Source organism: Burkholderia sp. COPS (genome assembly GCF_019425585.1).
GTDB classification, from domain to species: domain Bacteria; phylum Pseudomonadota; class Gammaproteobacteria; order Burkholderiales; family Burkholderiaceae; genus Burkholderia; species Burkholderia cepacia.
Genome location: NZ_WIXR01000042.1, coordinates 13,270 through 38,437, shown reverse-complemented (window position 1 = coordinate 38,437; position 25,168 = coordinate 13,270). Strand labels below are relative to the sequence as shown.

Below are 25,168 nucleotides of genomic sequence, written 5' to 3'. Positions count from 1 at the left end.
GCCCCGGTACCGCGCGGGTCGCGCCGCGCGGCACCGGGGCGGGCGTCAAAGCTGGTACGCGTCGGCCCAGGTCCAGTGATAGGACTTGAAGTCGGCGCGGCGCGACTTGAGCTCGGCGTCGCGCGCCTGCTGCTCGGGGCCGTCGGGCAGGTGGAATACGCCGCCGTTGCCGGCCGATGCAAGCTGGATCCGCGCGCTGCGGTCGATCCGCAGGCGCTGGTATTCGACCAGCGCGGCGCCGAGCGCGTCCTTCGACGCGAGCCCGGTCACGCACCGGCCGAGCACGACTGCGTCCTCGAGCGCCTGCGCGGCGCCTTGCGACTGGTACGGCAGCATCGGGTGGCATGCGTCGCCGAGCAGGCACACGCTGTCCCACACCCAGCGCGTGAGCGGCTGCCGGTCGTGCAGCGACCAGCGGCTCAGGTCCGACGCGCAGCGGATCAGCCCGACGAGGCGCGGATCCCAGCCGGCGAGCTCGGCCTCGAGCGTCGCGCGGTCGCCCTTGCTGCTCCACGATTCGCGCGTGCTGCCGTCGCCCGGCACGATCACGACGAGGTTCAGCAGCCGGCGGTCGCGCACCCAGTAATGGATCGCGTGCCGGCCGGGCCCGAGCCAGATCGTCACCTGCGGTTCCTTGACGATTTCGAACACGGGCGAGCGCGGGTCGATCGCATCGGCGTCGATCAGCGCGCGATACGCATCGTCGCCGCTGTAGTGCGGCGCGTCGTCGCCGAGCAGCGCGTGGCGCAGCGTCGAATGAATGCCGTCGGCCGCGACGACGAGATCCGCGCGCCAGCGCGTGCCCGCCGCATCGACGAGCGTCGCGCCGTCCGGCCCGTATGCGTCGAGGCCGCGCACCGCGATGCCGCCGAGGACGGCGACCGGCGGGCCGGCCGTGTACGGGTCGCGCACGGCGTCGAGCAGCGCGGCATGCAGGTCGGCGCGATGCGCGTTCCAGTACGGCGCGTTGAACTCGGCTTCGACCGCGTCGCCGAGCGGGAAGGTGCCGAGCAGGCTGCCGTCCTGCCAGCGGCGGCGGATCGTCGCGATCGGGGCGACGGCGGCCAGCCGCTGCCGGTCGAGCACGCCGAGCGCACGCAGCGCGCGCGTCGCGTTCGGCACGACCTGCAGCCCGGCGCCGACTTCCCGAAACGCCCGGCTCTGCTCGAGGACGGTGACCCGATGGCCGGCGCGCCGCAGCGCGAGCGCGGCGGCGAGGCCGCCGATGCCGGCGCCGACGACGATCGTGTCGAGTGACAGGGACGGTGTCATGGGCGAGCCCGTGGTGGATCCGGAAAGAATCGGCATGGCGTCATAGTCCCGGCAGCACGTCGCGGGCGAACACCTCCAGGTTGTTGCTCATCAGTTCGTACGGCTGCGCGCCGTAGTCGATGTGCCACAGGATCGCGTCGAGGCCGAGGTCGGCCTCGAGCGCGCGAATGCGCTGGCGCACGGTGTCGGGCGTGCCGAGCACGGCGGTTGCGTCGAGGTCGGCCGTGTCCATGCCGCCCATCTTGTTCTTCATCGCTTCGTTGTAGCCCTGGTAGGCCGGCGACTGCACCTGCTCCCACGACTTCGCCGCTTCCGCGAAATTGTGCCAGTGATGGCGCAGGCGCGGCTCCGCGAGTGCCAGCGCATGCGCGTCCGACGTGCCGATCATCAGCGGGATGCTGATCGCGACCTGCGGCTTGCGGCCGGTGTGGCCGTGATGGCGCTCGAACGTGTCGCGATAGAGCGCCACCATCTCCTGTGTCTTCGCGAGCGCGGCCTTGCGCGGCGGCGCGGCCATCAGCAGGTTGAAGCCGCGTTCGCCGATCCACTCGAAGCTGGACGGCGTGAGCAGCGCCGCGACCCACACCGGCGGGCGCGGCTGCTGCGTCGGGCGCGGCAGCGATTGCGCGTCGCGATAGCGGAAGAACGGGGTGTCCTCGCTGGCCGATTCCTCGGCGAGGAGCCGCACCGTCGCGTCGATCGTCTGCTGGAAGCGCGTCTTGCTCGAATCGAGATCGATGCCGAACGCATCGAATTCGTACGGCAGGAAGGCGCGCGCGAAGCCCAGCTCGAGCCGCCCGTTCGAGATCGCGTCGAGCTGCGCGGCTTCGGCCGCGAGCTGGATCGGATGATGGAACGACGCTTGGATGCCGCCCGTCATCAGGCGGATCGACTTCGTCTGCGCGGCCACGGCCGCGAGGAACATCAGCGGCGACGGGCTGTAGCCGCCATACGGCTTCAGGTAGTGCTCGGTCATCTTCACGTACGTGTAGCCGAGCCGCTCGGACAGCGCGCTGAGCTTCAGCGCCTGGGCGTAATAGTCGGCCGCCGGGCGGTCGGACGGGCCGGTATCGGGCAGGAAGGACACGCCGAACTTCATAGACACCTCACAGGTTGATGTGCTGCCGTTGTCTGCAAAGGGGAAGCGATGCCGCGACGAATGCGTCCCCCGGTCGGGAAACAGGATCGCTCGCAAGGCACTTGCAAGGATGATCCAATCATAGGATGATTGGGTCTATGCAAGTCTTACACGTCGCAAGATTTGCTGCAAGCGTTGCTCGGTTGTCGCTCCAGTTCCGCCCGCAAACGGGCACCCCGGGGGCAGGCTGAAGTCGAACGGGCCGGCCTTTCCATTTCTGGCGAGGAATCACGGATGAACGCTCTTCTATCGGTTTCTGGCAAGGCGCTCAGGATGCGGCGGGTGGTGCGTGCCGCGTCGGGCAAGTGTCTGATGGTGCCGCTCGATCATTCGCTCGCGGACGGGCCGATCGCCCATCCGCAGCAGTTGCGGCAACTGGTTGGCGACATCGCCGCGCACGGCGGCGACGCGATCGTCGTGCATCGGGGCCGCGCGCGCTTCCTGGCGCCCGACGTGCTGAGCGATCTCGCGCTCGTCGTGCACCTGAACGGTTGCACGCGCTACGCGGAGGACGCGAACGCGAAGACGCTGTTCGCGAGCGTCGAGGACGCGCTGGCGAGCGGCGCGGACGCGGTCAGCGTGCACGTGAATCTCGGCTCGAAAACGGAATCCCAGCAGCTGCTCGACCTGAGCCGCATCGCGACCGAATGCGCGCGCTGGTCGCTGCCGCTGCTCGCGATGATCTATCCGCGCGGCCCCGGCCTCGGCGATCGTCCGCAGGCCGAACTGATCGCCCATGCGGCGAACGTCGCGGCGGATCTCGGCGCCGACATCGTCAAGCTGCCGTACAGCGGCGACGCCGCGAGCATGGCCGACATCATCGCCGGTTCGTCGCTGCCGGTGCTGGTCGCGGGCGGCGCGAAGCTGCCCGAAGACGAGTTCGTCGCGTTCACGTCGCGGGTGATGAACGCGGGCGCGCTCGGCATCGCGGCCGGCCGCAACGTGTTCGCCGCGCCGAAGGCCGCCCCGCTGATCCGCCGCCTGTCGGACGCGGTGCACGGCGTCGAGCGGCGCGCCGCGCACCTGGCCGCCTGATCCGCTGCGCCGGGCCGTCGTACCCGGTCTTTTTCGACCATCGAGGGTTTCCATGCATCGCTATCCGTGGATCGACCTGCGCGCGCTCGGCGCGCAGGCAGGCGCCGTCGCGGCCGACGCGGCGAGGGCCGGCGCGCGCCGCGTCGTGGTGGGCGACGCCGGTCGCGAACCGTGCGCGGCCGGCGCGGCGGCGCTATTGACCGTTTCGACGGCGGGCGTCGCGACGCTGGTCGACGATGCGCATGCGCCGCTCGCGGGCGTTCGCGTGAGGATCGACGGCGCGGCCGATTTCGATGCCGCGCGCGCCGCGATCGCGCGGCACGCGCTCGTCCTGCTCGACTACGCGCTCGCGACCACGATGCCGCTCGAGCGCCTGCTCGAGGGTGTCCGCGACACCGCGTGCCGCATCGTCGTGTCGCTCGCCGATCCGCACGGCGCGGCCTACCTCGCGCGCAAGCATGCGCAGTCGCCGGTCGACATCGCGTTCGCACCGCGCGATGCGGCCGCGTTGCGCGGCGTGCTGGCCGCGTGCGGCGAGCTGCGCTCGCGCGAGCCGCTGAAGCTGAAGACATTCGAGGTGCAGCGCGTCGAGCCGCTCGGCGTCGGGCTGCATGCGGTGATCGACGGCTGTTCGCAGCTCGACGGCGAAGAATGCGTGCTGGCCGGCGCGAGCGCGACCAGCATGCTGCTCGTCGTCGCGGCCGGCGCCGCGCACCCGCCCGGCCGGCCGCTCGTGTTCGGCATCGACGCCGGCTCGGCCGAATCGTTCGTGTTCTGCGGCGGCGACCGCGCGCGCCAGCTGTCGCTGCTGCGTTCGGGCGAGCGGATCCTGACGGTCGGCGCGGCGGGCGACACGCGCGCGATCGTGGTCGGCCGCGTGCGGATCGAATCCGCGCCGCTCGTCGCGTTGCACACGCGCAGCGCATCCGGCACGAGCACGCGTGTCGTGCTGCGCGGCGACCGCGCGGTGCGGTTCCGGACCGACGGCGGCACGGCCGTCGGGCTCGCCGATGTCGCGCCCGGCGTCCGGCTGGCCGGCTACGAGCCGGGCGCCGGCTGGGTGGATTGCCGGATGCGGGCCGCCGCGTCGCGTTCGGCCGTATCAGTCAGTCGCTAGTTTCACCCTGTCATTCAACCTGCTTTATCCCCTTCGAAGGAGATTGGCCTTGAAGAAGCTTTCCTGGATTGACCTGCGCAACATCGGCGAGCTCGCGGACGAGATCACCGAGGAAGCGCTGCATGTCGGCGTGTCCGCATTCGTCGTGAAGGATGCGGAGCAGGCCGGGCGACTGCCGCCGAGCGCGTGCAAGGTCGCGGTCGTCGATCGGCAGCCGGCCGATGCCGCGCTGCTCGAGCAGGTGCAGATCGTCCTCGTGAAGGATGGGCTGCCGGTCGATTTCGCGGTGCCGGACGGCGTCGAGCTCGGCGTGTTCATCGAAGTGACGGGCGAGGCGACGCTCACGCGCGCGTGCGAGCTGTCGGTGTCCACGCCGTGGCTGCTCGTCGAATTCCTGCAGGACCCGAGCAAGATCCCGCTCGAGATCCTGCTGGCGGCCGCCGATCGCGCGGCGGGCGAGCTGATCACCGTCGTCGCCGACCTGGAGGATGCCGAAGTGACGCTGAACGTGCTGCAGCGCGGCCCCGAAGGCGTGTTGCTCACGCCGACGCAGGTCGGGCAGGCCACGCAGCTCGTGTCGATCTGCAGCGACACGGTCGAGGATCTGCAGCTCGAGGAAATCGAGATCGTCGGGCTCACGCACCTGGGGCCGGGCGAGCGCGTCTGCGTCGACACCTGCTCGCGCTTCGAGCAGGACGAGGGCATCCTCGTGGGTTCGTATTCGACCGGCATGATCCTGATCAGCAGCGAGACGCACCCGCTGCCGTACATGCCGACGCGCCCGTTCCGCGTGAACGCGGCCGCGCTCCATTCGTATGTCGTCGCGCCGGACAACCGCACCCGCTACCTCGCCGAGCTCGAATCGGGCGCGGAGATCCTGGCTGTCAACGTGCAGGGCAAGGCACGCCGCGTCGTGGTCGGGCGCGCGAAGGTCGAGACGCGGCCGCTGCTGCTGATCGAGGCGAAGAATGCCGCGAATCGCGCGATCAACATCATTGCGCAGGACGACTGGCATGTGCGCGTGCTCGGGCCGAAAGGCAGCGTGCACAACATCACGGAGCTCAAGCGCGGCGACCGCATCCTCGGCTATACGCTCGATGCGCAGCGCCATGTCGGCTACCCGATCCGGGAATTCCTGCACGAGCAGTGATCCGCCTGCTTCGTTGACGATGCGATCGCCCGGTGCATCACGTGCCGGCGCGGTCGAACCCTGCTCAGGAGTGCTTTATGGAAAATGCGGCAAAACAGGTGCTGGATACGCTGTTCGGGCGGTGGCGCAGCCGGATCCTGTACGCGGGCACGCGGCTCGGCGTGTTCGATGCGGTCACCACGGATGCACCGGTTTCGTCGGCCGCGCTCGCGGCGACGCTCGACGTCGACGAACCGCTGCTGTACCGGCTGCTGCGTGCGCTCGCCGCGCTCGGGCTGCTCGACGAGGACCCGCGGCGCGGCTTCCGGGCCACCGCGTCGGGCGCGCTGCTGCACGCGGATGCCGCGAGTACGTTGCGCGATTTCGTGCTGTTGCAGGAGGGCCCCGAGCACTACGCGATCTGGGCGCACCTGCCCGACATGGTGCGCGAGGGGCAGCAGAACGGTTTCGTCCGCGAGTTCGGCGCGATGGCGTTCGACTATGCGAAGGATAACGAACGTTATCGAAGCGATTTCAAGCGCGCGATGTCGAGCTTCTCGACCGTGCAGTCGGAACAGGTCGTCGATGCGCTGCGCGACGTCACGTTCGCGCCGGGCACGCATGCGTGCGACATCGGCGGCGGCCAGGGGCACATGCTGTGCAGCCTGCTGCGGCGGTTCGGCGCGCTGACCGGTGTCGTGTTCGACCTGCCGGAGGTGATCGACGGCGACGCGGACGACTGGGCGCAGCGGATGGGCGTGAGCGCGCGCTGCAGCAAGGCGGGCGGCAACATGTTCGACGCGGTGCCGGCCGCCGACGTCTATCTGCTGAAGCTGATCCTGCACGACTGGAACGACGACGAATGCGTGGCGATCCTCAGGCGGGCACGCGAAAGCGCCCGCGACGGCGCGCGCGTGTTCGTGATCGAGCGGGTCGTGCCGGCGCCGGGCGTCGCGCATTTCTCGAAGCTCTACGACATCCACATGATGTGCTGGGGCAGCGGCCGCGAGCGCACGCGGGACGAATACGACGCGCTGCTCGCCGCCGCCGGCTGGCGGCCCGTGGGGCTGCGCTCCGCGCCGGACGGGCAGATCGACGTGATCGAGGCCGTCGCCGCGTAGCGCGTACGGGGCAAACCGGGCAAACCGGGCAAACCGGACGTACCGGGCCCGTCAGGCGGCGGGCGCCTCGCGCGTCTCGAGCCAGGTCATCTGCGGCTTGAGGATCGCGAGCGTCGCGCGCACCGCCTTGTTCTCGTCGCGTTGTTCGATCGCGTCGAGCACCGCCTGGTGCGCCCGCATGTCCGGCTCGGGGATCTCGGCCTCGTCGAGTTCGACGAGGATGTCTTCCACGTTCGCGAGGATCGAGCCCGAGAAGTAGCGATACAGCGCTTCGAGCGCGTGATTGTGCGAGGCGGCGGCCACGGCGATGTGAAACGCGCGGTCGCGCTCGACGAACTTCTTCACGTCGCGCGACGCTTCGCGCTCGCCGCGCGCCTTCAGCAGCTTGCGCAACGTCACGAGATCCTCGTCGGTGCGCCGGCGCGCAGCGTAGCGCGCGCATTCCGTTTCGAGCATGCATTGCAGTTCGAGATGGTCGCTGCGCGCGGCACGATCGACGTTGCGCATCGTTTCGGCCGGATCGACGTTGCGGCGCACATAGGTGCCGTCGCCCTGGCGCACTTCGAGCACGCCGGAATACGCGAGCGTGCGAACCGCCTCGCGCACCGTGTTGCGGCCGACTTCGAGCTGCTTCGCGAGATCGAGCTCGGTCGGAATGCGCTGGCCGACGCGCCAGATGCCGGAAGTGATGTTGGATTTGAGGATCTCGATCGCAGAATCGACGAGCGAGTGTCGGGTGGCCGGGGGCAGGCTTGACATTAAGTGTGTCGCTTGAAACTTGAGGGTGTCGCTATCCTATCATCCGATCATTCATTTGGTCGTTCAGGATAACGATATTCAAACGTGACATTTTGTTAACGTCAGACGAATAAACCCGCGGCCGATCGATGCATGCCGCACATTCGTCGATTGCGTCCACCGGCATTTACCCGCGTCGCGTCGGCGTAAATGATTCGCATTCGCTGTTCAGTCGAGGTCGCCGTTGCAAGAGCGGCCCGTCTCCGTACCCAAGGGCGCGACGTATCCGCCGACGCCCGTCTCCGCTTTCCGGATAACCCGACATGAATCGATCACACATCGGCCGCGATGCGCGGCCTGGATTTCCGTTGCCGTGCGCGGCGTTGCGGCGCGTGCCGGGCTGGGCGGCCGTACTGGCCTGCGCGGCGACGATGCCGATCGCCGCTTCGGCTGCCGCGCAAGATGCGCGGGACGCGGGCGAGCCCGCGGATGCGCCGCTGCTCGCGCCGATCGTCGTCGACGGGCGGCGCGAGACGGGCGTCGGCCCCGTGAACGGCATCGCGGCCGACGTGTCGCGCGCGGGCACCAAGACCGACACGGCGATCGTCGAGGTGCCGCAGGGCTTGTCGGTCGTCACGCGCGAGCAGATGGACCGGCAGGACGTGCACAGCGTCGGCGACAGCCTGCGCTACACGCCGGGCACGTACGCGGACTCGCGCCCCGGCGGCGTGCTCGAGAGCGTGTTCCTGCGCGGCTTCGGCGGGTTCGCGGCGGCGGCGATCAATCCGCAGATGCTCGACGGCTTGCCGCTCCCGAAAGGCGTGAACTGGGCCGCGAGCGTCGTCGATCCGTGGACGCTCGAACGCATCGACGTCTTGCGCGGGCCGGCGTCGGTGCTGTACGGGCAGGCGAGCCCCGGCGGCATCGTCGACATGGTCAGCAAGCGGCCGACGCGCGACGCGCAGCACCTGCTCGCCATGCAGACCGGCTACCGCGATCGCGGGCAGCTTGCGTTCGATTTCAGCGGGCCCGTGACGCAGGACGGCACGTGGCGCTACCGGATCGACGGCCTCGCGCGCCGCGCGGACGAGCAGATCGACTATTCGCGGCAGCAGCGGATCGTCGTCGCGCCGTCGCTGACGTGGCAGCCGAACGCCGATACGAGTGTCACGCTGCTGGGTTCGTTCCAGCGCGATCCGCACAACAACTTCGCGGGCTGGCTGCCGGCCCTCGGCACGCTGTGGCCCGACGCGGGCCGGCGGATACCGACGCGCTTCTATCCGGGGCTGCCCGGCTTCGACACGTACGACCGCACGCAGGCGATGATCGGCTACGCGTTCGAGCATCGTTTCGACTCGACGTGGAAAGTCCGGCAGAACGTGCGCTATACGCATCTCGACGTCGACTTCGCGGGCGCGGCCGTCAATTTCGTCGCGCCCTACCTGGCGCCGGGCGTGCTGAACCGTTCGCTGTCGTGGTCGCGCGAGCATGTGAACCATCTCGCGCTCGACAACCAGGCGGAGATGCGCGTGATGACGGGGCCGGTCGAGCATACGGTGCTGGCCGGGCTGTCGTACGAGCATGCGGTGGCGAACCTCGTCGGGTCGGGGTTCGGCGCGGCGCCGCCGCTCGATACGCGTGCGCCCGATTACGGGCAGCCGTTCGCGGCGCCGCCGATCGGGCAGCAGACGCGCCAGACACCCGACCGGATCGGCATCTACCTGCAGGACCAGGTGCGCTGGGATCGCTGGGTTTTCACGCTCGGCGGGCGCGAGGAATGGTCGCGCACGACGACCGACGACCTGCTGCGCTCCACGAGCGTGCGGCAGAGCACGCGTGCGTTCACCGGGCGCGCGGGGGCCGTTTATCTGTTCGACAGCGGCTTCGCGCCGTACCTGAGCTATTCGACGTCGTTCGAGCCGGCGCTCGGCACGCGCTTCGACGGCCAGCCGTTCACGCCGACGAAGGCGAAGCAGTTCGAGGTCGGGCTGCGCTACCAGTCGCCCGACCGGTTGCAGAACGCGTCGATCGCCGCGTTCGACATTCGCCAGCGCAATGTGCTGACCGCCGATCCCGAGCATCCGTTCTTCAACGTGCAGACGGGCGAGGTGCGCTCGCGCGGGATCGAGCTGGAAGGGCGTTCGCGCGTCTGGAAGCAACTGGACGTGATCGCCGCGTACACGTATCTCGACACGACGGTGCAGGCCGATACGGACGCGGCCGTCGTCGGCAAGCGCGTGGCGGCGGTGCCGCGCCATCTGGCGTCGCTGTGGCTCGACTATGCGGTCGACCGGCCCGGGCTGCGCGGGCTGAGGGTGGGCGGCGGCATGCGCTACGTCGGGCGCAGCGCGGGCGACAACGTCAATACGTTCGACGTGCCGGCCGTCGTGCTCTTCGATCTCGGGCTGTCGTACGACCTGGGTGTCGAGCGGCCGGCGTGGAAGGGGTGGCGCGTCGCGGCGCACGTGAACAACCTGTTCGACCGGACTTATGTGTCGTCGTGCTTTTCGGCGGGAGGGTGCTTCTACGGCACGCGGCTGTCGGTGACGGGGGATGTCAGTTATCGGTGGTGACGGCGGGTGACGCTCAGGATGCCGGTGCGGGCTGTACGCATGCGGCCGGCCCGGTTGCGGCGCCGCACGGATACACTGTCGCCTTCGCGGTACGCATCGCCACAGCCTCGCCCGTCATCCCTGGATTCGTGGAGAGATTGCCCATGAGCATCGTCGTTCGTCGAAACCGGATCGCCATCCCCCTGTGCCGGGTGCTGATCCCGGGCGTGTTGATCGCTTCCGTCGCTGGCTGCGCGGCGACGGCGGTCGAAGACACCGCCATTGCTCCCGATCTGCATGAAACCGTCGTCAAGGTGCCGGTCGACGAAGGCGGGCACACACGCGACATCGTCGCCACGACCTACATGCCGGACGGCCCCGGGCCCTTTCCGCTGATCGTGCTGAGCCACGGCAGCCCGCCCGAGCCGCGCGACCGGCCGAAGGTGGGACGCTACCGCGCGTTGCCGCAGATCCGGACGTTCGTGCAGCACGGTTTCGCGGTGATCGTGCCGATCCGCCGCGGGTACGGTGCGACGGGCGGTGTCGACGAAGAGGATGCAGGGTCGTGCCGGCATCCCGATTACCTCGCTGCCGGCCAGCAGGCCGCGCGCGATGTGCTCGCGGCCGTGCGCTATGCGCAGACCTTGCCGCAGGTGGATCGAAGCCGTGTCGTGCTGGTCGGGCAATCGGCGGGCGGCTTCGCGTCGCTGGCGGCGGCAAGCTACGCGCCGCAGGGCGTGGTCGCGGTGGTGAACTTCTCGGGCGGGCGTGGGGGCAATCCGACGACGCATCCGGGCATGCCGTGCGATCCGCGGCAGATGGCCGACACGATCGGGCATTTCGCGAGCACGACGCGCGTGCCGGTGCTCTGGCATTACGTGCAGAACGACAAGTATTTCGCACCGGAAGTCGTGGCGACGTGGTTTGCCGCGTTTCAGGCGGCCGGCGGGCACGGGCAGATGATCGTCGAGCCGCCGTTCGGCAAGAACGGGCACGGGATGTTCGCGGTCAAGGAGGCGATTCCGATCTGGTTGCCGCATTTCGAGGCGTTTGTCGAGCCGCTTGTCGCGATGAAGTAGGGGGGATTGGTTTGGGGCGGGGGGATGACCGTTGGCGACCCGAACCCGCCCTTCGGATCAGCGGGACTTCAACGGCGGCTTTGGGGCGGTCTCCGACTTCCATCTTCGCGCAGACTGCTACCTCACGTTGGCATCGCAAACATCATGCGCGCCCGGAGATCGATTGCTGGCCAACAGGCGCTGATTAATCGTCGCTGGACGCGTGAAATCCCAGATACTTTTGTTGGTCGGGCAACGCTTCGGGTGCTACGGCGCGAGCGTCGACCGAGGCGAGTGCCTCACGCGATCGGCGGCGATTCGAAACGATGATCCACGATTCCGCACACGCCTTGCCTTCGGTGGCTTCGGTCCTGTCGATTGCGGTCCCGATCGCCCGCATCATCGCCTCGCGTTCCGCCAACACGGCAACGAACCCCTCGTTGGCGAGCGCAGTCGAACTCACGCCAAGGACGGCACACAGCATCCGTTTCGCACCAACATCGCCCACGTCCGCGTCTCGAAAAGCGTCGATGCCTGCCACAAGCGACGGCTCCACGTATTGACCCGACACTTCCAGCACAGGATGACGATCGCTCCACGCATCCGGTGGACATGCCTTTCCAGCGGGGCGAAGTTCGATGAACGGATTGATCTCGGCAGGATAAATGCGGCATACGCGCGGCCGCCGCTCGTAAATGCCGCATGCCAGATCGGGTTGCAGATGGGGGGCAGGGTCCTTCGAATGCAGCCACGACCGTCACGACAACGCGCAACGGTAATGTACCGCTCGGCGCCACGAACGAGCGCCGGAACTTGTAGGCGGCGGCCAGATCATCCGCCGCCGGCTCGACGAGCCAGGGTACGGCTTCACAGAGTAGCTGCACTTCACCGCCGTCGCGCAGCCAGTCCAGCGCTTCGGAAAGGCCGAGCGGTACCCGGAGGTCGCGGCAGCACCGACCGCACATCGTGCACGAGAAATGAAGCGGCATCGGTTGTCCGGTCGATGTAATCCAGTGAATGGGATGGCGCATTGGCCTCGTGCGAAGCGACACCCCGCCGTTATGCAGGCCCTGCGGCTCGATGAATCTCTGGCCGTCACGGTTGGCCGTGGGATCGGCCTGCGTTCACAGCAGAATGTCCTGCCGCCTCGAATTGCCTTGCGCCGCGCTGGAGACCGGCTCCCACGCCTGCCAGGTGGCAAGACGCTCGGCGTATGCGGAACGCGCGACAGGAAGCCCTTCCGTGCCGAGAAAGAGACGCAACGGCGGATCGGCCGAATCGACGATCTCGAGGACAGCCTGAGCGGTCGACCGAGGATCGCCGAAATCGATCTGTCCACTGGACGAAAAGACCCGTGCCCTGAGAGCGGCATAGGCATCGTTGCCGGTCGCCAGTTTCAGCGATGCCTGACTCGAAAAATCGGTGGCGTATGCGCCGGGCTCGAGCAGCGTGACGTTGATCCCGAAGTCTTTGACCTCCTGCGCGAGGCTCTCATGCATGGCTTCGAACGCCCATTTGGAGGCGTGATAGAAGCCGACGATGGGCCCCGCCACAATGCCGGCAACGCTCGATACGCCGACGATGTGGCCGTGGCGCTGCTCGCGCAGAAACGGCAACGCAGCTCGAATCACGCGCCAGGCACCGAAGAAGTTGGTTTCGAACTCGGCGCGGACGTCGGCCTCGCTCGCTTCCTCTATCGCGCCCACCAGCGCGTAGCCCGCATTGTTCACGACGACATCGAGCTTGCCAAAGTGCGCATGGGCCTGCGCGATGACGTGGTCTGCCTGGGCGGAGTCGGTGACATCGAGCGCCAGAGGAAGCACCGCCTCGCCATAGCGTTCGACCAGCCCGTCGAGACTGGCCAGCTGTCGCGCCGTCGCGGCGACCTTGTCGCCTCGCGCGAGTGCCGCCTCGGTCCAGATGCGGCCAAAGCCGCGGGATGCACCGGTAATGAACCACACTTTTTCTGTCATGGAATGCCTCTCAAGATGGATAGCCGTTACAGACAGATTTGTACCGCTTTGCCTGATCGGCGGCACTGGCAGAGCGCGCCATGCCCCTTGCGCCTGGCGCCAATCGAATGGACCGGATTTGCGCCGCAGCGCAGCGGTTACTTCACCGTGGTGCACAACAGGACAGCTTCGAGTGCCGGTCTCTGCGTGGCCGGCAACGAGTCGAAGCTACGGTGAGAAGTCTGGATAAGGAGCCCGCCGGGGGTACGCGTCAGATCGGTTCGGCGGCAACGCCGGGCGAATTCAGTTCCCGCCAGCGGTTCGGGGTGACGCCTTCCCAATCGCGGAACGCGCGATAGAACGAACTCGTGTCCTGGTAACCCAGCAGGCAGGAAACCTCATCGATGCCCGCGGCCGGGTCCGCGAGCAACCGGCGCCAGAGCTCCTGTCGAGCCTCGGCAAGAAGATCCCGGAATGTCGTGCCTTCATCCGTGATGCGCCGTTGCAGCGTCCGCTCGCTCATCCCGAGGTCGCGCGCCACGTCCGACAGTTCCGGCCGGCCGCTTGCGAGGCATCGTTTGAGTACGACTTTCACCTGCTCGCGGATCGAGCTGCGCGCTTCGATTTCCCCCAGCGCTGCCGTAAGTGCGGGAGTCAGCATGTCGAGCAGTTCGGGATTGTGGCCGGGAAACGGCCGGTCGAGATCGGCTGACTTCAGCACGAGCGCATTGCGCGCCGCGCCGTAGCGAATCGGGCAGCCGAAGTACTCGCGGTAGACCTCTTCCCTCGGGCCTGTGCGGACGAACTCCACGCGACGCGGCGTCAGGTGTTGCCCGGTGCCCCGCCTGCCGAGTTCGAGCAGCGTCGCAAACGTGACGTCGGTCGCAACGGCGGGTTCGGGTTCAGTTGCGCAGGGCCACTCCGAGGTGAGCGTACATTCGGCCCCCTCTTCGGCGATATGCAGTTGCTCCGGCGTGCAGAGCCTCTTGAAGCGGGCGACCCGCTCGAGGCCATCGCGATAGTCCCGGGCATGGAATGCGGCAAGGAGGAAAGGGGGATGCGTTGCGACTTCGCTCCGGGTCACCAGTGCGATGCCTAGACCAGGCTCGGGCGCCAGCTGCCCGATCGCTTTCCATAGCGCGAAGTACTGCTCGGTGCTCACGAGCGCCCGAGGATTCAGGTGCAGCGTGGCAGGTAACCGGGCCTGACGCAGTATCGCGGCCGGCGGCAGGCCGGCGTGCGCAATCGCGCGCCAGAACGCCTGCGGTACCGTGCATCTGTCTGCCATGACTGCGCCCATCGTAGCCTCGGTGTGGAAGTAATCTTTGCCGCTCGCACGCGCCCGGCTCGTGACGGGGGCGCGGACCATCCTAGCGCATCTGGCTCATGATCACGCGGTCGAACATGCGGTCGCCGAGCCACGCGCGGATCAGGATCATCGGTTTCGCGTACTTGCCGGAGACATATCGCGTGCGCGGCTTTTTCGCGCGCACGGCCTGCGACACCACGTTGGCGATGACACCCGGGTCGGTACCGCGTCCGTTGCCATAGGCTTGCTGCGTCGACTTTGCGACAGCCTGGGTCAGCTCCGCATAGGCGCCGCTGCCGGAGCGGGCGAGCAGGCTGCGCGAAACCACGTCGCCGAACCCCGTCTCGATCAGGCCGGGCTCCACGATCACGACACGGATGCCGAATGGTGCGAGCTCCAGCCGCAGGCAATCCGACCAGCCTTCGAGGGCATGCTTCGTCGCGTGATACCACGCGCCGAGCAGCGTATAGATCTTGCCGCCCATCGACGTGATGTTGACGATCGTGCCGCTTCCCCTCTCGCGCATGGCAGGCAGGAGCAACTGCGTGAGGCGGGCCGTGCCGAACACGTTGACCTCGAACTGGTATCGGGCCTCCTCGATGCCGATGTCCTCTACCGGCCCGTACAGTCCGAACCCGGCGTTGTTGACGAGCACGTCCACTCCTCCGGTTTCTTTGAGAATCGTCTCGACTGCCGACACGATCTCTGCATCGCGGGAAAGGTCCATGCGTAGCGGCCTGGCGCCGAGACGTTGCAGGTCGATCATCCTGTCGACGTGCCGCGCGGCCACGTAGACCTGGAAGCCGTCGCGAATCAGCTGCCGGGCGATTTCCTTGCCCATGCCCGAGGAGGCGCCCGTCACGAGGGCCGTTTTCTTGCTTCTATCAAACATCGTGGTCTCTCAGCGAGTTCTGACTGGAGTGAACGTTACTCGCCGCACCGCGCCGGTGCACTAACGAAAGGCGCCACGTTGGTCGCAATTCACGCCATGGCGGGAGCGGCCACCTGAAAACGATCCGCCGCGCAGCCGCCCGCTCCGGGAAGAATGGCGCTACTCGCAACGGGAACGGCGTCATCCGCCACTGTGCGCCCCGGGCTCAGTCCTTACGATCCGGTCTGTCGCAATCGTGATCACGCCTCGTGTGCGTGAGCCGGTCCTGCCGACGGCGAGCGCTGCCGCTGTGGGGGCGGCTGCACGCCGGACGCCCGGAACAGGATTGCTTCCTGGAAACCCGTCAAAAAGGATCACCGGCATGAACGCAAGCCTCGTTTTACGTCAATCGGCCGTCTCCATGATGCTCTTCTTCATGAGCCTGTTTTTAACACTAACTGCCCATGCCCAGCACGCTCCCGCCGACGGGATCGTTGGAATATGGGAAGCCGACGATGGCAGCGTAAAGCTCGACATGTACAAGGCAGGCGCCGCCTTCGAGGCACGCCTGCTGTACGGAAATCAGGTGGTGGAGTCCGATAACGTCACCTTCAAGCTCGACACGAGGAACCCCGACCCTGCGCTGCGCTCCCGCTCGCTGAAGAACATCGTGTTTCTGTCCGGCCTTCGCTGGGACGACGGTGAATGGACCGGAGGCTCGCTCTACGACGGGTCCTCCGGCCGCACATACACCTGCAAGGCGACCATCAAGGACGGAAAGATGTATCTGCGCGGCTACCTCGGCATATCCGCCCTCGGACAGACCCGGGTGTTCCATCGCGTGAATGGGTAACGACACAAGGGATGACCGGATGCCATGGGCGTTTGCCGGCAGGTCTTTTGGAACGGTCCGATGAAACTGTCATGGAGGTGCGTGCTGCCTGCGCTGTTGTGCGCGCTTCTGGCGACGTCCTGCGCGGGACCTGCCAGCACGAGCGAGACGGTGCGCGACAACGGTCTTCGCGGTACGACGCTGGAGGAAATGCGGACCGGGACAGACAGGACGACAGACCCTCTCCGTCGCCGGCCCGTCGTCGCGATCGTCCTCGGAGGCGGCGGCTTGCGCGGCTATGCCCATATCGGCGTATTGCAGGCACTGGAGGAGATCGGGTTCGATCCCGATATCGTGGTCGGGACATCCATCGGCGCAATTGTCGGCGCGCCTTATGCTGCCGGTGCTTCGCCGGGTGAGCTATGGACCTGTGCGGAAGACACCAGGGTCTATTCGCTCGCGGATCTCACTGCCACCGGAACGGGCTTCGTCAAGGGAGAAGCGCTCGCCCGCTGGGTCGACTCGCTTGTGGCAGGCAAACCCATCGAACGTTTTCCGAGGCGATTTGCAGCCGTAGCGACCGACCTCGAGCGTTCCATACCCGTCATCCTGACGCAGGGGGACGCAGGCGAGGTCGCGAGAGCGTCCGCGTCGATCCCCGGCGTGTTTGTCCCGATCCGATATCGGGACGGTGTGCTCGTGGACGGCGGTGTCACGTCTGTCGTGCCCGTCCGCGTGGCACGGGCAATGGGTGCCGACATCGTCGTCGCGGTAGACATCTATTGTCACAGTCCCCGCTATCCCGCGACTTCCATCATGTCCATCGTGCTGAGGACCATGCAGGCCCAAAGTTGTCTGATCGCACAAAACGAACTGGCTGAAGCGGACGTCCTGATCGCGCCGGCGGTTTCGCCCGCGGGCGCTCAGGACGCAGCCGGACGGGAGCGTGTGCGGCAGGCGGGTTACGACGCGGCAAAGTCCGCCGCTCCGCAGTTGGAGGCGCTTCTCCGGCAGTGGCAGCAAGTGGTCCGCTCCGCGCCGGGTGAGCCAATTTCCAACGCAACACTTCGCTGACAGATGATGCAGACCTCGTTCCAGCAGTCGTCATTCGATCTGGCGCATGTACGCCAGCCACCGTTTCATCGCCGGGTTGTGGTTGCCGGCGCTACGGGGCTCGTCGGAGCCAACATCCTTCAGCAACTGCTCGATGATCCTTCCGTGGCGGAGGTACATGCGCTATGCCGGCGTGAACTGGCGGTACGCAGTCCAAAGCTGACGGTTCACCTGGTGGATTTCCGGTCGATCCCGCCTTTGCCCCCAGTCGACGAAGCATATCTTGCGCTGGGTACAACGATCAGGCAGGCGGGAAGCCGCTCCGCATTTCGTGCCGTGGACTTCGAAGCCAATCTAGCCGTTGCGAAAGCCAGCCTGGCGGCGGGCGCAAGACGGTTTGGCGTGGTCAGCGCCATCAGCGCGAATGCGCGATCAATCGTGTTCTACAACCGAGTCAAGGGCGAACTCGAAGATGCACTTGCCGCGCTCGGCCCCGAAACCCTCGTCGTGGTACGGCCCTCGTTCCTGCTTGGAGACCGGACGGCTCTGAAACAACCTGTGCGCTACGGCGAAAAGATCGGTATCTGGCTGAGCCAGTTGCTGAGACCCCTGCTTCCCGCAGGCTTTCGTCCTGTCGAAGCGCACCGTGTTGCAGGAGCCCTGGTTTTGGCCGTGCCGGCAATCGGGGGAAAAGCCGTTGTGCCGTCTGGTTCTATCGAGGATTTCGGACTGGATTCGCTCTTTGTCCCCAAACAGTAGTCCTGACGACCGGGGCGCGCATAGAGTGATGGATTGTGAGTGCTCGACGTGCGGTGCTGCACAGAGGGGTGGTCACCGTTTGTCAGATCACCCGCGCGGCGGTTGGTGTGCGCAACATCCGGACTGTCGCGAAAACCAATGGCCGGTTCGCGACTGGACCCGACGTTTGAATGCCTACGCGACGCAACGAGCGGATGACGCCTTATGGCCGGATGCCGCCCGATGCGTTCGACTGTAGCCGACCCGGAGCGGTCCTTGACTTCACTCCGAGCGGACATTCCCACGGTGGCTTCAAATGTAAAGAGCTCGCCCCCCACCGGACGACGTTCGCACACGTTCTGCAAAGCCTTCAAAGAAAAAAGGAACGTTGTCGCCGGTGTCCCCGGATAAGCGGCCACGCACCTTGTCCCAAGTTCCGAGAGCGGTGTGATTTTGTGGATTACCGACAACAAGCACGGGCTGATTTCGCTCTTCGAGCCAGGAATACGTGCCGCCGAACTGCTGGCGACCGACCTCCAGAACGTAACAACCGAATCGCGTCACGATCCCCTCAACCGTCTCAGATGGCAGGTCATTTCGGTACATCGAAGCCTCTGCAAGCATCTCTTCAACAACCTGTAGGCTTGCTTCCGAAAAATCTAGCTTCCCCTCAGCACGGTCGTTGAAATCGGCCAGCGCTTGTGCTGCGAGGCGTTGCACTTCTTGCTGGAGTTCACTCATATTTAATCAAAGTTGGGCGTTCGAAGGGTGCGCTTGGGATTGTCGATAAGATATCCATTCCTCTCCTCGACGTGCCCGCAAATCGTCCATACGCAGTGCTTGATTGTCAACGATGTAGGCTGCCCAGTCGAGTGTCCCTTCCTGGCCGAACGCGGCCGGCCGCCGCTCTGTGACGCATGACCGGCACAGATCGACCCGAAGCGGCCACGCGTAGATTTCCAAAGCGGTCGTTTAGCGCACGCTCGCCTGACAAATACCACTGTCGATGTGCCGAAGCACGCCGATCCCAGCTCCGTTGGCACCGAGCGGTTGAATGGACCGAACACCGGGCTGGACCGTCGCAAGCTTGTTGCCGGCGCCCGCGTTGCGCTGGCCGGCGGTCGCATCGAGGGTCACGTTCGCGGCCTCTACCGGATGCGAAATGAGCACGAGGTGACTTGTCTTGGCCTCGACTGCCTTCGCGACCGTGCGGCTCGCCACGAAACGCACGGAATCCGAATGGGTGGCGCGATCTTCTTTCGATACCATGAGCCGGCTTCGATCACTCCACCGATGTCGGATCAATATCAAGCCGATATCATTCGGATTACATATCTATTGTCGTATTCACACGGCAACGGAAGCGTCGCCTCTTGCCCGTTCTCTAGATTTCCATCGAACGGGTACCCTGCGGTTTCCTGCGAAGATAAAGCGTTTGAGCGATCAACCCCAGAACGAGCGCGACGAGGAGCGCGGCTTGGGCACCGAGAAGCAGTGGCGACCTCGGATCGCTGACCAGCGGATGTCCGTCGGGCACACGCTTCAGCGTTTCGGTCACCGTGGGAACCATCAGCACGAATGCGGTCAACGTCAGACAGAAGGTTTCCAGGTAGATACCGGCTCGACCGGGCAGGGGCAGATACGCAACGCCATATCCAGCCAGTAACAGCACGACGGCTCCGACTCCGATGACGTAGCCGATACCTTGGTGCGCTATGGCGAACACGGTCAAGGAACCAATCAACATGGTAACGAAGTACACCCTCCCGGCAACCGAGCGCGGAACGATCCTGCCGTAACGCGCGAACATGTACACGGCCATGGGGATCGCGGGTAGACTGCCGAGAGTATGTATCCAGCCGAGCGGCGAAATTCCAAACATGGTTTCAATCCTTGCCTTGCGTGATTTCGTTGGTGGTCGACGCTTACTTTAGGCTCACGAAACCCGAATTGACATGACTGAACCTGGGAAAAACTTGACCATTTTTCCGGATCGGGCGCTTGCTGGTCTGGCTAACGGTGATCTCCTGTCCCAGGTTCTTGCGCGTATGCGCATGACGGGCGACCGCATCTTTTCGTCGATGCTGCAGCCATTCGCGCAGTTGGACATGTCTGCGCGGGCGGCGCACGCGTACGCAGTCATGGAAGGCGTGGTGCAAATTTCCGGCGATGAGGCAGGCGCTTCCGAGATTCGGTCCGGCGAACTGCTCTTGTTGCCGCGCGGGCCTGGCAGCCTGCGCATTTCCGCCCTGGACCAACCGGCGAACGTCGTCGTCTGCCACTTCTGGTTTGATCCGGCGAGCCAGCCGGATCTGCTTCTGACGTTACCCGCCATGATCCACCTTCGCCAGGCGGAGACATGCGACTGGCTGCCGAACATCATGCAGTTTCTTCTGCATGAGGCGGACAATGACGAGGCGGGGTCCGCCTTGATGGTCTCCCGCATGATTGATCTCGTGGTGGTGCGTGCGTTGCGTGCCTGGGTTCATCATGGTCATGCATCGAACTGGTTGGGCGGATTGGCGGACAAGCGTATTGCCCGCGCTTTGAAGGCAATCCATGAGCAGTCGCCACGTGGTTTGACGATCGATGGTCTCGCTGCCGTCGCGGGCATGTCCCGCTCCAACTTTTGCGAACGTTTCAATGCGCTCGTTGGCAAGTCGCCGTTGCGTTACCGCAATGAATGGCGCTTGAGCGTCGCCCGCGACATGCTGGCGAAAGGTGACGCGCGCGTGGGCGAGGTTGGACGGTCGGTGGGTTACGAGTCGGAAGCCGCTTTCAGTCGTGCCTACAAGGCCTACTTCGGCCATGCCCCTCGAGAAGCGAAGCCATCCATCACGCCCGCTGAATGACGGCGCTGCCCGCGACGCCATGAACGATACCGCGGCGAGAATGCAAGACAGCCGACCCGTGCCTGATCGTCGCGGACGCCACAGACGGAGCGTTTCAGCCAACCGCATCGGGACATCGAGCGAGGCAACTGTCGAAAGCCCGGCCCAATGTCGACCGGGGTTTCAAAAGGCACTTTTTATAACGCCCCCGTCGGCTCGCAACGCAGCTCCCGTCGTGGCCGCCGAAAGCGGACTGGCGATATAGGCCACGAGCGACGCAACCTCCTGCGGCGAACCAAATCGCTTGATGAGCGATGTGGGGCGGACTTTCTCGAAGAACTCCTGTTCGAACGCTTCAAACGATTTGCCCTCGGCGCTTGCAAGCGCCTCCACGAACTCGCCCACGCCACGCGATTTCGTCGGCCCCGGCAGCACGCTATTGACTGTAATTCCGGTGCCGGCAACGGCTTCGGCGAGCCCGCGAGACACGGCAATCTGCGCGGCTTTCGTCATCCCGTAGTGGATCATTTCGGCGGGAATCTGCACGCCGCTTTCGCTCGAAATGAAAATGATGCGCCCCCAGTCTGCACGCTTCATCGCAGGCAGAAACAGGCGAGCGAGGCGTACACCGCTCAACACATTGACGTCGAAGAAACGCGACCAGTCGGCGTCGGGGATCTCCTCAAACGGCTTGGGCTCGAAGATACCCAGGTTGTTGACCAGGATTTCCACGTCCGGATAACGCGTTGCCAGTTCATCGGCCGCCGCGGCTGTGGCGAGATCGCCCGCAAAACCCGTTACGTCGCTGCCCGTCTCGGCTTTCAGTTGCGCGACCACGTCATCCACTGATGACTGGGAGCGGCCATTCACGATCACGCGCGCGCCTTCCTGCGCCAACGTCCTGGCGATAGCGAAGCCAATGCCGGCGGTGCTGCCGCTGACCAATGCGAGTTTGCCTTGCAGATTCAGATCCATGATTCATTTCCTTTGCATGAGTGAGGTGGAACTGGCGGCATCGGCAGGTAGAAGCGGATGCCGACAATGAGGGATCAGGTCCGGGTAATGGACGCGCCACCGTCAACCAGTGATGCCGTACCGGTCACGAATGACGAATCGTCGGAAGCGAGATACAGCACCGACCGGGCAAGCTCTTCCGGCCTTGCAACGCGCTTGAGCGCATGCAGGCCCGTGACGAACGCCTGCGATTCCTGGGTGTCGTTCATGCCGCGATACATGTCCGTGTCGACAGCGCCCGGCAACACCGCGTTCACGCGCACGCCTTGCGCGCCGTACTCGGCGGCAAGTGCCTGCGTCAAGCCGATCAGGCCCGCCTTGCTCGCCGCATAGGCCGCAGTACCGGGAAACGCGAACGAGTAACCGACGAACGTCGACGTGAAGATGATCGACCCACCGCCTTGCTTCACCATTTCCGGAATCTGGTGTTTCGCGCCCAGGAAGGCGCTCGTCAGATTGGTCGACAGCGCGGCATTCCAGCCTGCTTCGGAAATACCGGTGCTCGGCCCCATCTCGCCGAGCGTACCGGCATTGTTGTAGGCAATGTCCAGGCGGCCGAACCGGCTCACCGCGAGCGCGACCAGCGCCTTAGAAAAGTCTTCCGATTGCACGTCACCCGCCAGGTATGCGGCTTCGCCGCCTTCGCTGACGATCTCCGCGGCGAGTGTTTCGAGTTCCGCCGCCCGCCGGGCCGCGATGACCACCTTGGCGCCTTCCTTCGCGAACAGCTTTGCCGTCGCACGCCCAATCCCTGCGCTGGCGCCCGTGACGATGGCGACTTTTCCTTTCAAGCGTTGCATGTTCAATCTCCTGATGCACTTCGTCGGCCAGTGCCCCATGCATTGGCGCGTTGAAAGCAATATAGGCCTCAGTTTTGATTGTAGAAAGGACCAAAATGTGCTTCTATCATTCAGCTTTTGTGAATGAACCGAGGTAATGATGGATCGTCTGCGCGCCTTCGAGGTTTTCGTGACGGTGGTGAGCCGTGGGGGCTTCGCGCGCGCCGCGGATGCGCTCGGCACGTCGCCCGCCAATGTCACACGCTATGTGAATGAACTGGAGGCGCATCTGGGCACGCGCTTGCTGAATCGCTCGTCGCGTACGCTTTCTCTTACCGAGGGCGGCGAGACGCTTTACGCCCGTTGCAAGTCGATCCTCGACGATGTCGCCGAGACGGAGGGGCTGGTCTCGTCGGCGTCGGTCGAGCCGCGCGGGCGGCTGCGCATCAATGCCCCCGTGAGCTTCGGTATTTTGTATCTGGCACCGTTGTGGCCCGAGTTCATGCGGAAATACCCGGGAGTCGAACTCGATGTTGGACTGATTGACCGCGTCGTCGATATCGTGGATGAAGGCTACGATCTCGCCATTCGCATCTCACGCGCCGGTTCGACCAGTCATGCGGCCCGCAAGCTGGCGACGTCGCAAAACATTCTGTGCGCATCGCCGGCCTATCTGGCTCGCTTCGGCGTTCCGGCAGCCCCGGCGGAGCTGAGCGGGCACCGCTGTATCGGCTACACGTATGCGTCCACCGGCGACGAGTGGCAACTGATCGACGAGCGCGGCAAGCTTCACTCGGTGAAGGTCGACTGTCACATGCATACCAACAACGGCGATACGGCGCGTGCAGCGGCCCTTGCCGGACACGGCGTGATCCAGCAGCCCACTTTCCTGATCGGCAAGGATCTCGGCGAGGGCCGGCTCGTGCATGTGTTGCCCCGGTACCGCTTGCCGGATATCGACATTCTCGCGCTGTATCCGAGCCGTCGGCACCTGAGCGCCAGGGTGCGCGTCATGATCGATTTCCTGGTCGACGCGTTCAGTGGCGTGCCTCCCTGGGACCGGAACGACGGAAATTGGGCAGGTGCCGCGCCGGCGACGGATTGAAGGCGCAGCCGCATCCAGTACATGCGCCAGCCATGTTCGGACGTTCGGGTTCAGGGCGTGCGCGATTGTTCTGCACCTTGGCGCACAGACATTCGGACGGCGGCCCCGGGCAGCCTTTGATTACTGCCGGCGACTATCTGGGAGTGCCATCGCTCGAGGATACGGAATTCGCGCGAAAGCTGTCTCTTCGGCGCCTGGACATTCGAATGTCCAGGCGATGCGGCCAGCCAATGTCTGCGGCTGGCCGGCCTCGGTCGAGTGGTATTGGGGGTGGCGGACTGGTTGATGCCGATCCTCAACGGTCAGTCGAATTTCTCCCAATCGCCATTCGCGGTTTCGCCATATCGTCGCGCGCCTGCACCTGGACCGGCAGGTCGGACGCGGCCCCAGACGCTGACGTACCGTTTGCTGTGGCTTGCTTACCAACCGGCGGAAAGGCAGATTTCAACGCGCATCATCAACACCTCCATCCGATTCGACGGTTCGCCAGTGCGCAATCCGCTCTGGTTTGTAAGTAATCTTGGCCAGCGCTCGCTCAGTCTCGGGCAGCGCGTTCCGAACAGCAGACATACATTTTTCGGGCTGCGCGGTCTCCCACTCAAATGAAGCCGAAAGCTGGCTGACGCTCCCCGTCGCCGGCCTCGCAAGTTCAGAGGGCAAATGGATGGCATTAAGATCCGGGATAGCACTACGTCCGATCAGCCCGATCTGGCGCGCGACTGCCGTAGGGAGCTCAAGGCTCACCCGGTAGCGGCCGCCGGGAGGTTCGAGCGGGACCAGCGCATCAATGTGCTCGAATGCCTCTGCCGTAGCCACCGCCCACTCCAAGCCAATCCCGTCACGAAGTATCGTCGTGCCGTCCCCATGGGGCGGGACGTTATAGAACGGATTGCCTGGGACTTCTAGTTGGGGGAAAGCACTCAGGACACGAGCCACCTCATCGTCCGTAGCGTCCTCGATTACGCCTCCGACGACCGATGACGCCAAGTCACCTAGTGGTCCCCGACCATTGCCATCCCAAGCGCCCACTAACGTGTCGCTAAGCGTCATCCCGTGCAATGCTTGGCTCAAAGGAGTAGCTGGAAAGCAGAAATCGGAACTATCGATCTGGCACATCGGATCGTTTCCGGCGCCCACGAGCAGCGTCCATACAGCTTGGTTCTCCGTCCAGACGCTTACTAGGCCATCCTGAACGCGCACCGTAAGGGGCGTCGCGGGGGCGTCCTGAACGGATTCTAAGCGGTGGCCAACGAGTTCGAACCACTCCGCAAGCGTGGCTGGCATTACGAAATTGAGGCGAGCCGAGATATCGGCGAGCTCGTCGGGCGAGCAGCCATCGGCTGAATCTAAGGCGCGCACATACCAGATACGCAGAAGTTCATCGAGCCATTGCCAGCGCGGAGAGCCTAGAAGGTCGAGCTGACGGCGGGAAGCACGATCGGTCATTAGCTATGTCTCCAGTCTGATCAAATCGTCGTGCGGTGATGACGTGAGATTGTGTGTGCATTTCCCACGACGGTCATC

At 65.3% G+C, this 25,168-nt stretch carries 24 protein-coding genes; 11 read left to right on the top strand and 13 right to left on the bottom strand.

Annotated features, from left to right (window positions below; translation table 11 throughout):
- Nucleotides 1–45: 45 nt before the first annotated feature.
- The gene (locus FOZ70_RS29440; protein ID WP_042978376.1) at nucleotides 46–1,272 is read right to left on the bottom strand and encodes an FAD-dependent monooxygenase; all 1,227 of its coding nucleotides are present in this window, start codon (nucleotides 1,270–1,272) and stop codon (nucleotides 46–48) included.
- 40 nt (nucleotides 1,273–1,312) lie between these two features.
- Entirely contained in the window at nucleotides 1,313–2,359 is a 1,047-nt protein-coding gene (locus FOZ70_RS29435) for an LLM class flavin-dependent oxidoreductase (RefSeq protein ID WP_346656421.1), read from the bottom strand.
- Between the two features lie 285 nt (nucleotides 2,360–2,644).
- Here FOZ70_RS29435 and FOZ70_RS29430 point away from each other — a divergent pair, with 285 nt between their 5' ends.
- From FOZ70_RS29430 to FOZ70_RS29415, 4 genes are all read left to right on the top strand, one after another.
- Nucleotides 2,645–3,445, top strand: a complete 801-nt coding sequence (locus FOZ70_RS29430) for a 2-amino-3,7-dideoxy-D-threo-hept-6-ulosonate synthase (protein ID WP_021164281.1) — start codon at nucleotides 2,645–2,647, stop codon at nucleotides 3,443–3,445.
- A gap of 52 nt (nucleotides 3,446–3,497) precedes the next feature.
- Complete coding sequence (locus tag FOZ70_RS29425; protein WP_219707395.1) at nucleotides 3,498–4,562, top strand: 3-dehydroquinate synthase II family protein; 1,065 nt, start codon at nucleotides 3,498–3,500, stop codon at nucleotides 4,560–4,562.
- A 49-nt stretch (nucleotides 4,563–4,611) separates the two neighbouring features.
- On the top strand, nucleotides 4,612–5,712 hold the full coding sequence (locus FOZ70_RS29420; RefSeq protein WP_021164176.1) for a 3-dehydroquinate synthase II family protein: 1,101 nt from the start codon (nucleotides 4,612–4,614) through the stop codon (nucleotides 5,710–5,712).
- 77 nt (nucleotides 5,713–5,789) lie between these two features.
- The gene (locus FOZ70_RS29415) at nucleotides 5,790–6,812 is read left to right on the top strand and encodes a methyltransferase (RefSeq protein ID WP_060221913.1); all 1,023 of its coding nucleotides are present in this window, start codon (nucleotides 5,790–5,792) and stop codon (nucleotides 6,810–6,812) included.
- Nucleotides 6,813–6,863: 51 nt separating this feature from the next.
- Here FOZ70_RS29415 and FOZ70_RS29410 read toward each other — a convergent pair whose 3' ends face one another.
- On the bottom strand, nucleotides 6,864–7,571 hold the full coding sequence (locus tag FOZ70_RS29410; RefSeq protein ID WP_021164174.1) for a FadR/GntR family transcriptional regulator: 708 nt from the start codon (nucleotides 7,569–7,571) through the stop codon (nucleotides 6,864–6,866).
- A gap of 302 nt (nucleotides 7,572–7,873) precedes the next feature.
- On the opposite strand from FOZ70_RS29410, the gene FOZ70_RS29405 reads away from it, so the two are divergent.
- Together FOZ70_RS29405 and FOZ70_RS29400 are read left to right on the top strand one after the other, a co-directional pair.
- The gene (locus FOZ70_RS29405) at nucleotides 7,874–10,123 is read left to right on the top strand and encodes a TonB-dependent siderophore receptor (RefSeq protein WP_258025767.1); all 2,250 of its coding nucleotides are present in this window, start codon (nucleotides 7,874–7,876) and stop codon (nucleotides 10,121–10,123) included.
- Complete coding sequence (locus FOZ70_RS29400) at nucleotides 10,051–11,181, top strand: alpha/beta fold hydrolase (RefSeq protein ID WP_346656420.1); 1,131 nt, start codon at nucleotides 10,051–10,053, stop codon at nucleotides 11,179–11,181. The genes FOZ70_RS29405 and FOZ70_RS29400 overlap by 73 nt, the downstream gene beginning before the upstream one ends.
- A gap of 184 nt (nucleotides 11,182–11,365) precedes the next feature.
- Here the strand turns inward: FOZ70_RS29400 and FOZ70_RS38260 are convergent, their stop codons facing one another.
- The 4 genes from FOZ70_RS38260 to FOZ70_RS29380 all read right to left on the bottom strand — a co-directional run bounded on the left by FOZ70_RS38260 (nucleotide 11,366) and on the right by FOZ70_RS29380 (nucleotide 15,313).
- Nucleotides 11,366–11,701 (bottom strand): hypothetical protein, encoded by a 336-nt coding sequence (locus FOZ70_RS38260; protein WP_258025766.1) that lies wholly within the window; start codon nucleotides 11,699–11,701, stop codon nucleotides 11,366–11,368.
- A 583-nt stretch (nucleotides 11,702–12,284) separates the two neighbouring features.
- Complete coding sequence (locus tag FOZ70_RS29390; RefSeq protein ID WP_060325444.1) at nucleotides 12,285–13,133, bottom strand: SDR family NAD(P)-dependent oxidoreductase; 849 nt, start codon at nucleotides 13,131–13,133, stop codon at nucleotides 12,285–12,287.
- Nucleotides 13,134–13,383: 250 nt separating this feature from the next.
- Complete coding sequence (locus tag FOZ70_RS29385; RefSeq protein WP_219707394.1) at nucleotides 13,384–14,412, bottom strand: AraC family transcriptional regulator; 1,029 nt, start codon at nucleotides 14,410–14,412, stop codon at nucleotides 13,384–13,386.
- 70 nt (nucleotides 14,413–14,482) lie between these two features.
- Nucleotides 14,483–15,313: an oxidoreductase gene (locus FOZ70_RS29380; RefSeq protein WP_219707393.1), complete on the bottom strand. Its 831-nt coding sequence runs from the start codon at nucleotides 15,311–15,313 to the stop codon at nucleotides 14,483–14,485.
- A gap of 361 nt (nucleotides 15,314–15,674) precedes the next feature.
- Between FOZ70_RS29380 and FOZ70_RS29375 the strand changes: the two genes are divergently transcribed.
- The 3 genes from FOZ70_RS29375 to FOZ70_RS29365 are packed head-to-tail and all read left to right on the top strand — an operon-like array spanning nucleotide 15,675 to nucleotide 17,936.
- Nucleotides 15,675–16,145 carry a DUF2147 domain-containing protein gene (locus FOZ70_RS29375; RefSeq protein ID WP_048027405.1) on the top strand — a complete coding sequence of 157 codons (471 nt, stop codon included), beginning with the start codon at nucleotides 15,675–15,677 and terminating at the stop codon, nucleotides 16,143–16,145.
- Nucleotides 16,146–16,205: 60 nt separating this feature from the next.
- On the top strand, nucleotides 16,206–17,198 hold the full coding sequence (locus tag FOZ70_RS29370) for a patatin-like phospholipase family protein (protein WP_258025765.1): 993 nt from the start codon (nucleotides 16,206–16,208) through the stop codon (nucleotides 17,196–17,198).
- 3 nt (nucleotides 17,199–17,201) lie between these two features.
- Nucleotides 17,202–17,936: an epimerase gene (locus FOZ70_RS29365; RefSeq protein WP_258025764.1), complete on the top strand. Its 735-nt coding sequence runs from the start codon at nucleotides 17,202–17,204 to the stop codon at nucleotides 17,934–17,936.
- Between the two features lie 291 nt (nucleotides 17,937–18,227).
- Here FOZ70_RS29365 and FOZ70_RS29360 read toward each other — a convergent pair whose 3' ends face one another.
- The 3 genes from FOZ70_RS29360 to FOZ70_RS29350 form a co-directional block, all read right to left on the bottom strand.
- Nucleotides 18,228–18,656, bottom strand: coding sequence for a hypothetical protein (locus FOZ70_RS29360; RefSeq protein WP_175898880.1), 429 nt, complete (start codon nucleotides 18,654–18,656; stop codon nucleotides 18,228–18,230).
- A 231-nt stretch (nucleotides 18,657–18,887) separates the two neighbouring features.
- Nucleotides 18,888–19,184, bottom strand: a complete 297-nt coding sequence (locus FOZ70_RS29355) for a hypothetical protein (RefSeq protein ID WP_219707392.1) — start codon at nucleotides 19,182–19,184, stop codon at nucleotides 18,888–18,890.
- 115 nt (nucleotides 19,185–19,299) lie between these two features.
- Nucleotides 19,300–19,797 (bottom strand): hypothetical protein, encoded by a 498-nt coding sequence (locus tag FOZ70_RS29350; RefSeq protein ID WP_059854540.1) that lies wholly within the window; start codon nucleotides 19,795–19,797, stop codon nucleotides 19,300–19,302.
- Nucleotides 19,798–19,870: 73 nt separating this feature from the next.
- On the opposite strand from FOZ70_RS29350, the gene FOZ70_RS29345 reads away from it, so the two are divergent.
- Complete coding sequence (locus tag FOZ70_RS29345) at nucleotides 19,871–20,767, top strand: AraC family transcriptional regulator (protein ID WP_048028696.1); 897 nt, start codon at nucleotides 19,871–19,873, stop codon at nucleotides 20,765–20,767.
- Between the two features lie 162 nt (nucleotides 20,768–20,929).
- Here FOZ70_RS29345 and FOZ70_RS29340 read toward each other — a convergent pair whose 3' ends face one another.
- The gene (locus FOZ70_RS29340; RefSeq protein WP_059552955.1) at nucleotides 20,930–21,721 is read right to left on the bottom strand and encodes an SDR family oxidoreductase; all 792 of its coding nucleotides are present in this window, start codon (nucleotides 21,719–21,721) and stop codon (nucleotides 20,930–20,932) included.
- Between the two features lie 74 nt (nucleotides 21,722–21,795).
- Complete coding sequence (locus FOZ70_RS29335) at nucleotides 21,796–22,560, bottom strand: SDR family oxidoreductase (RefSeq protein WP_219707409.1); 765 nt, start codon at nucleotides 22,558–22,560, stop codon at nucleotides 21,796–21,798.
- A 139-nt stretch (nucleotides 22,561–22,699) separates the two neighbouring features.
- Between FOZ70_RS29335 and FOZ70_RS29330 the strand changes: the two genes are divergently transcribed.
- The gene (locus FOZ70_RS29330; protein WP_059863888.1) at nucleotides 22,700–23,644 is read left to right on the top strand and encodes a LysR family transcriptional regulator; all 945 of its coding nucleotides are present in this window, start codon (nucleotides 22,700–22,702) and stop codon (nucleotides 23,642–23,644) included.
- A gap of 444 nt (nucleotides 23,645–24,088) precedes the next feature.
- Here the strand turns inward: FOZ70_RS29330 and FOZ70_RS29325 are convergent, their stop codons facing one another.
- On the bottom strand, nucleotides 24,089–25,090 hold the full coding sequence (locus FOZ70_RS29325; protein ID WP_059585616.1) for a hypothetical protein: 1,002 nt from the start codon (nucleotides 25,088–25,090) through the stop codon (nucleotides 24,089–24,091).
- Between the last annotated feature and the right edge of the window lie 78 nt (nucleotides 25,091–25,168).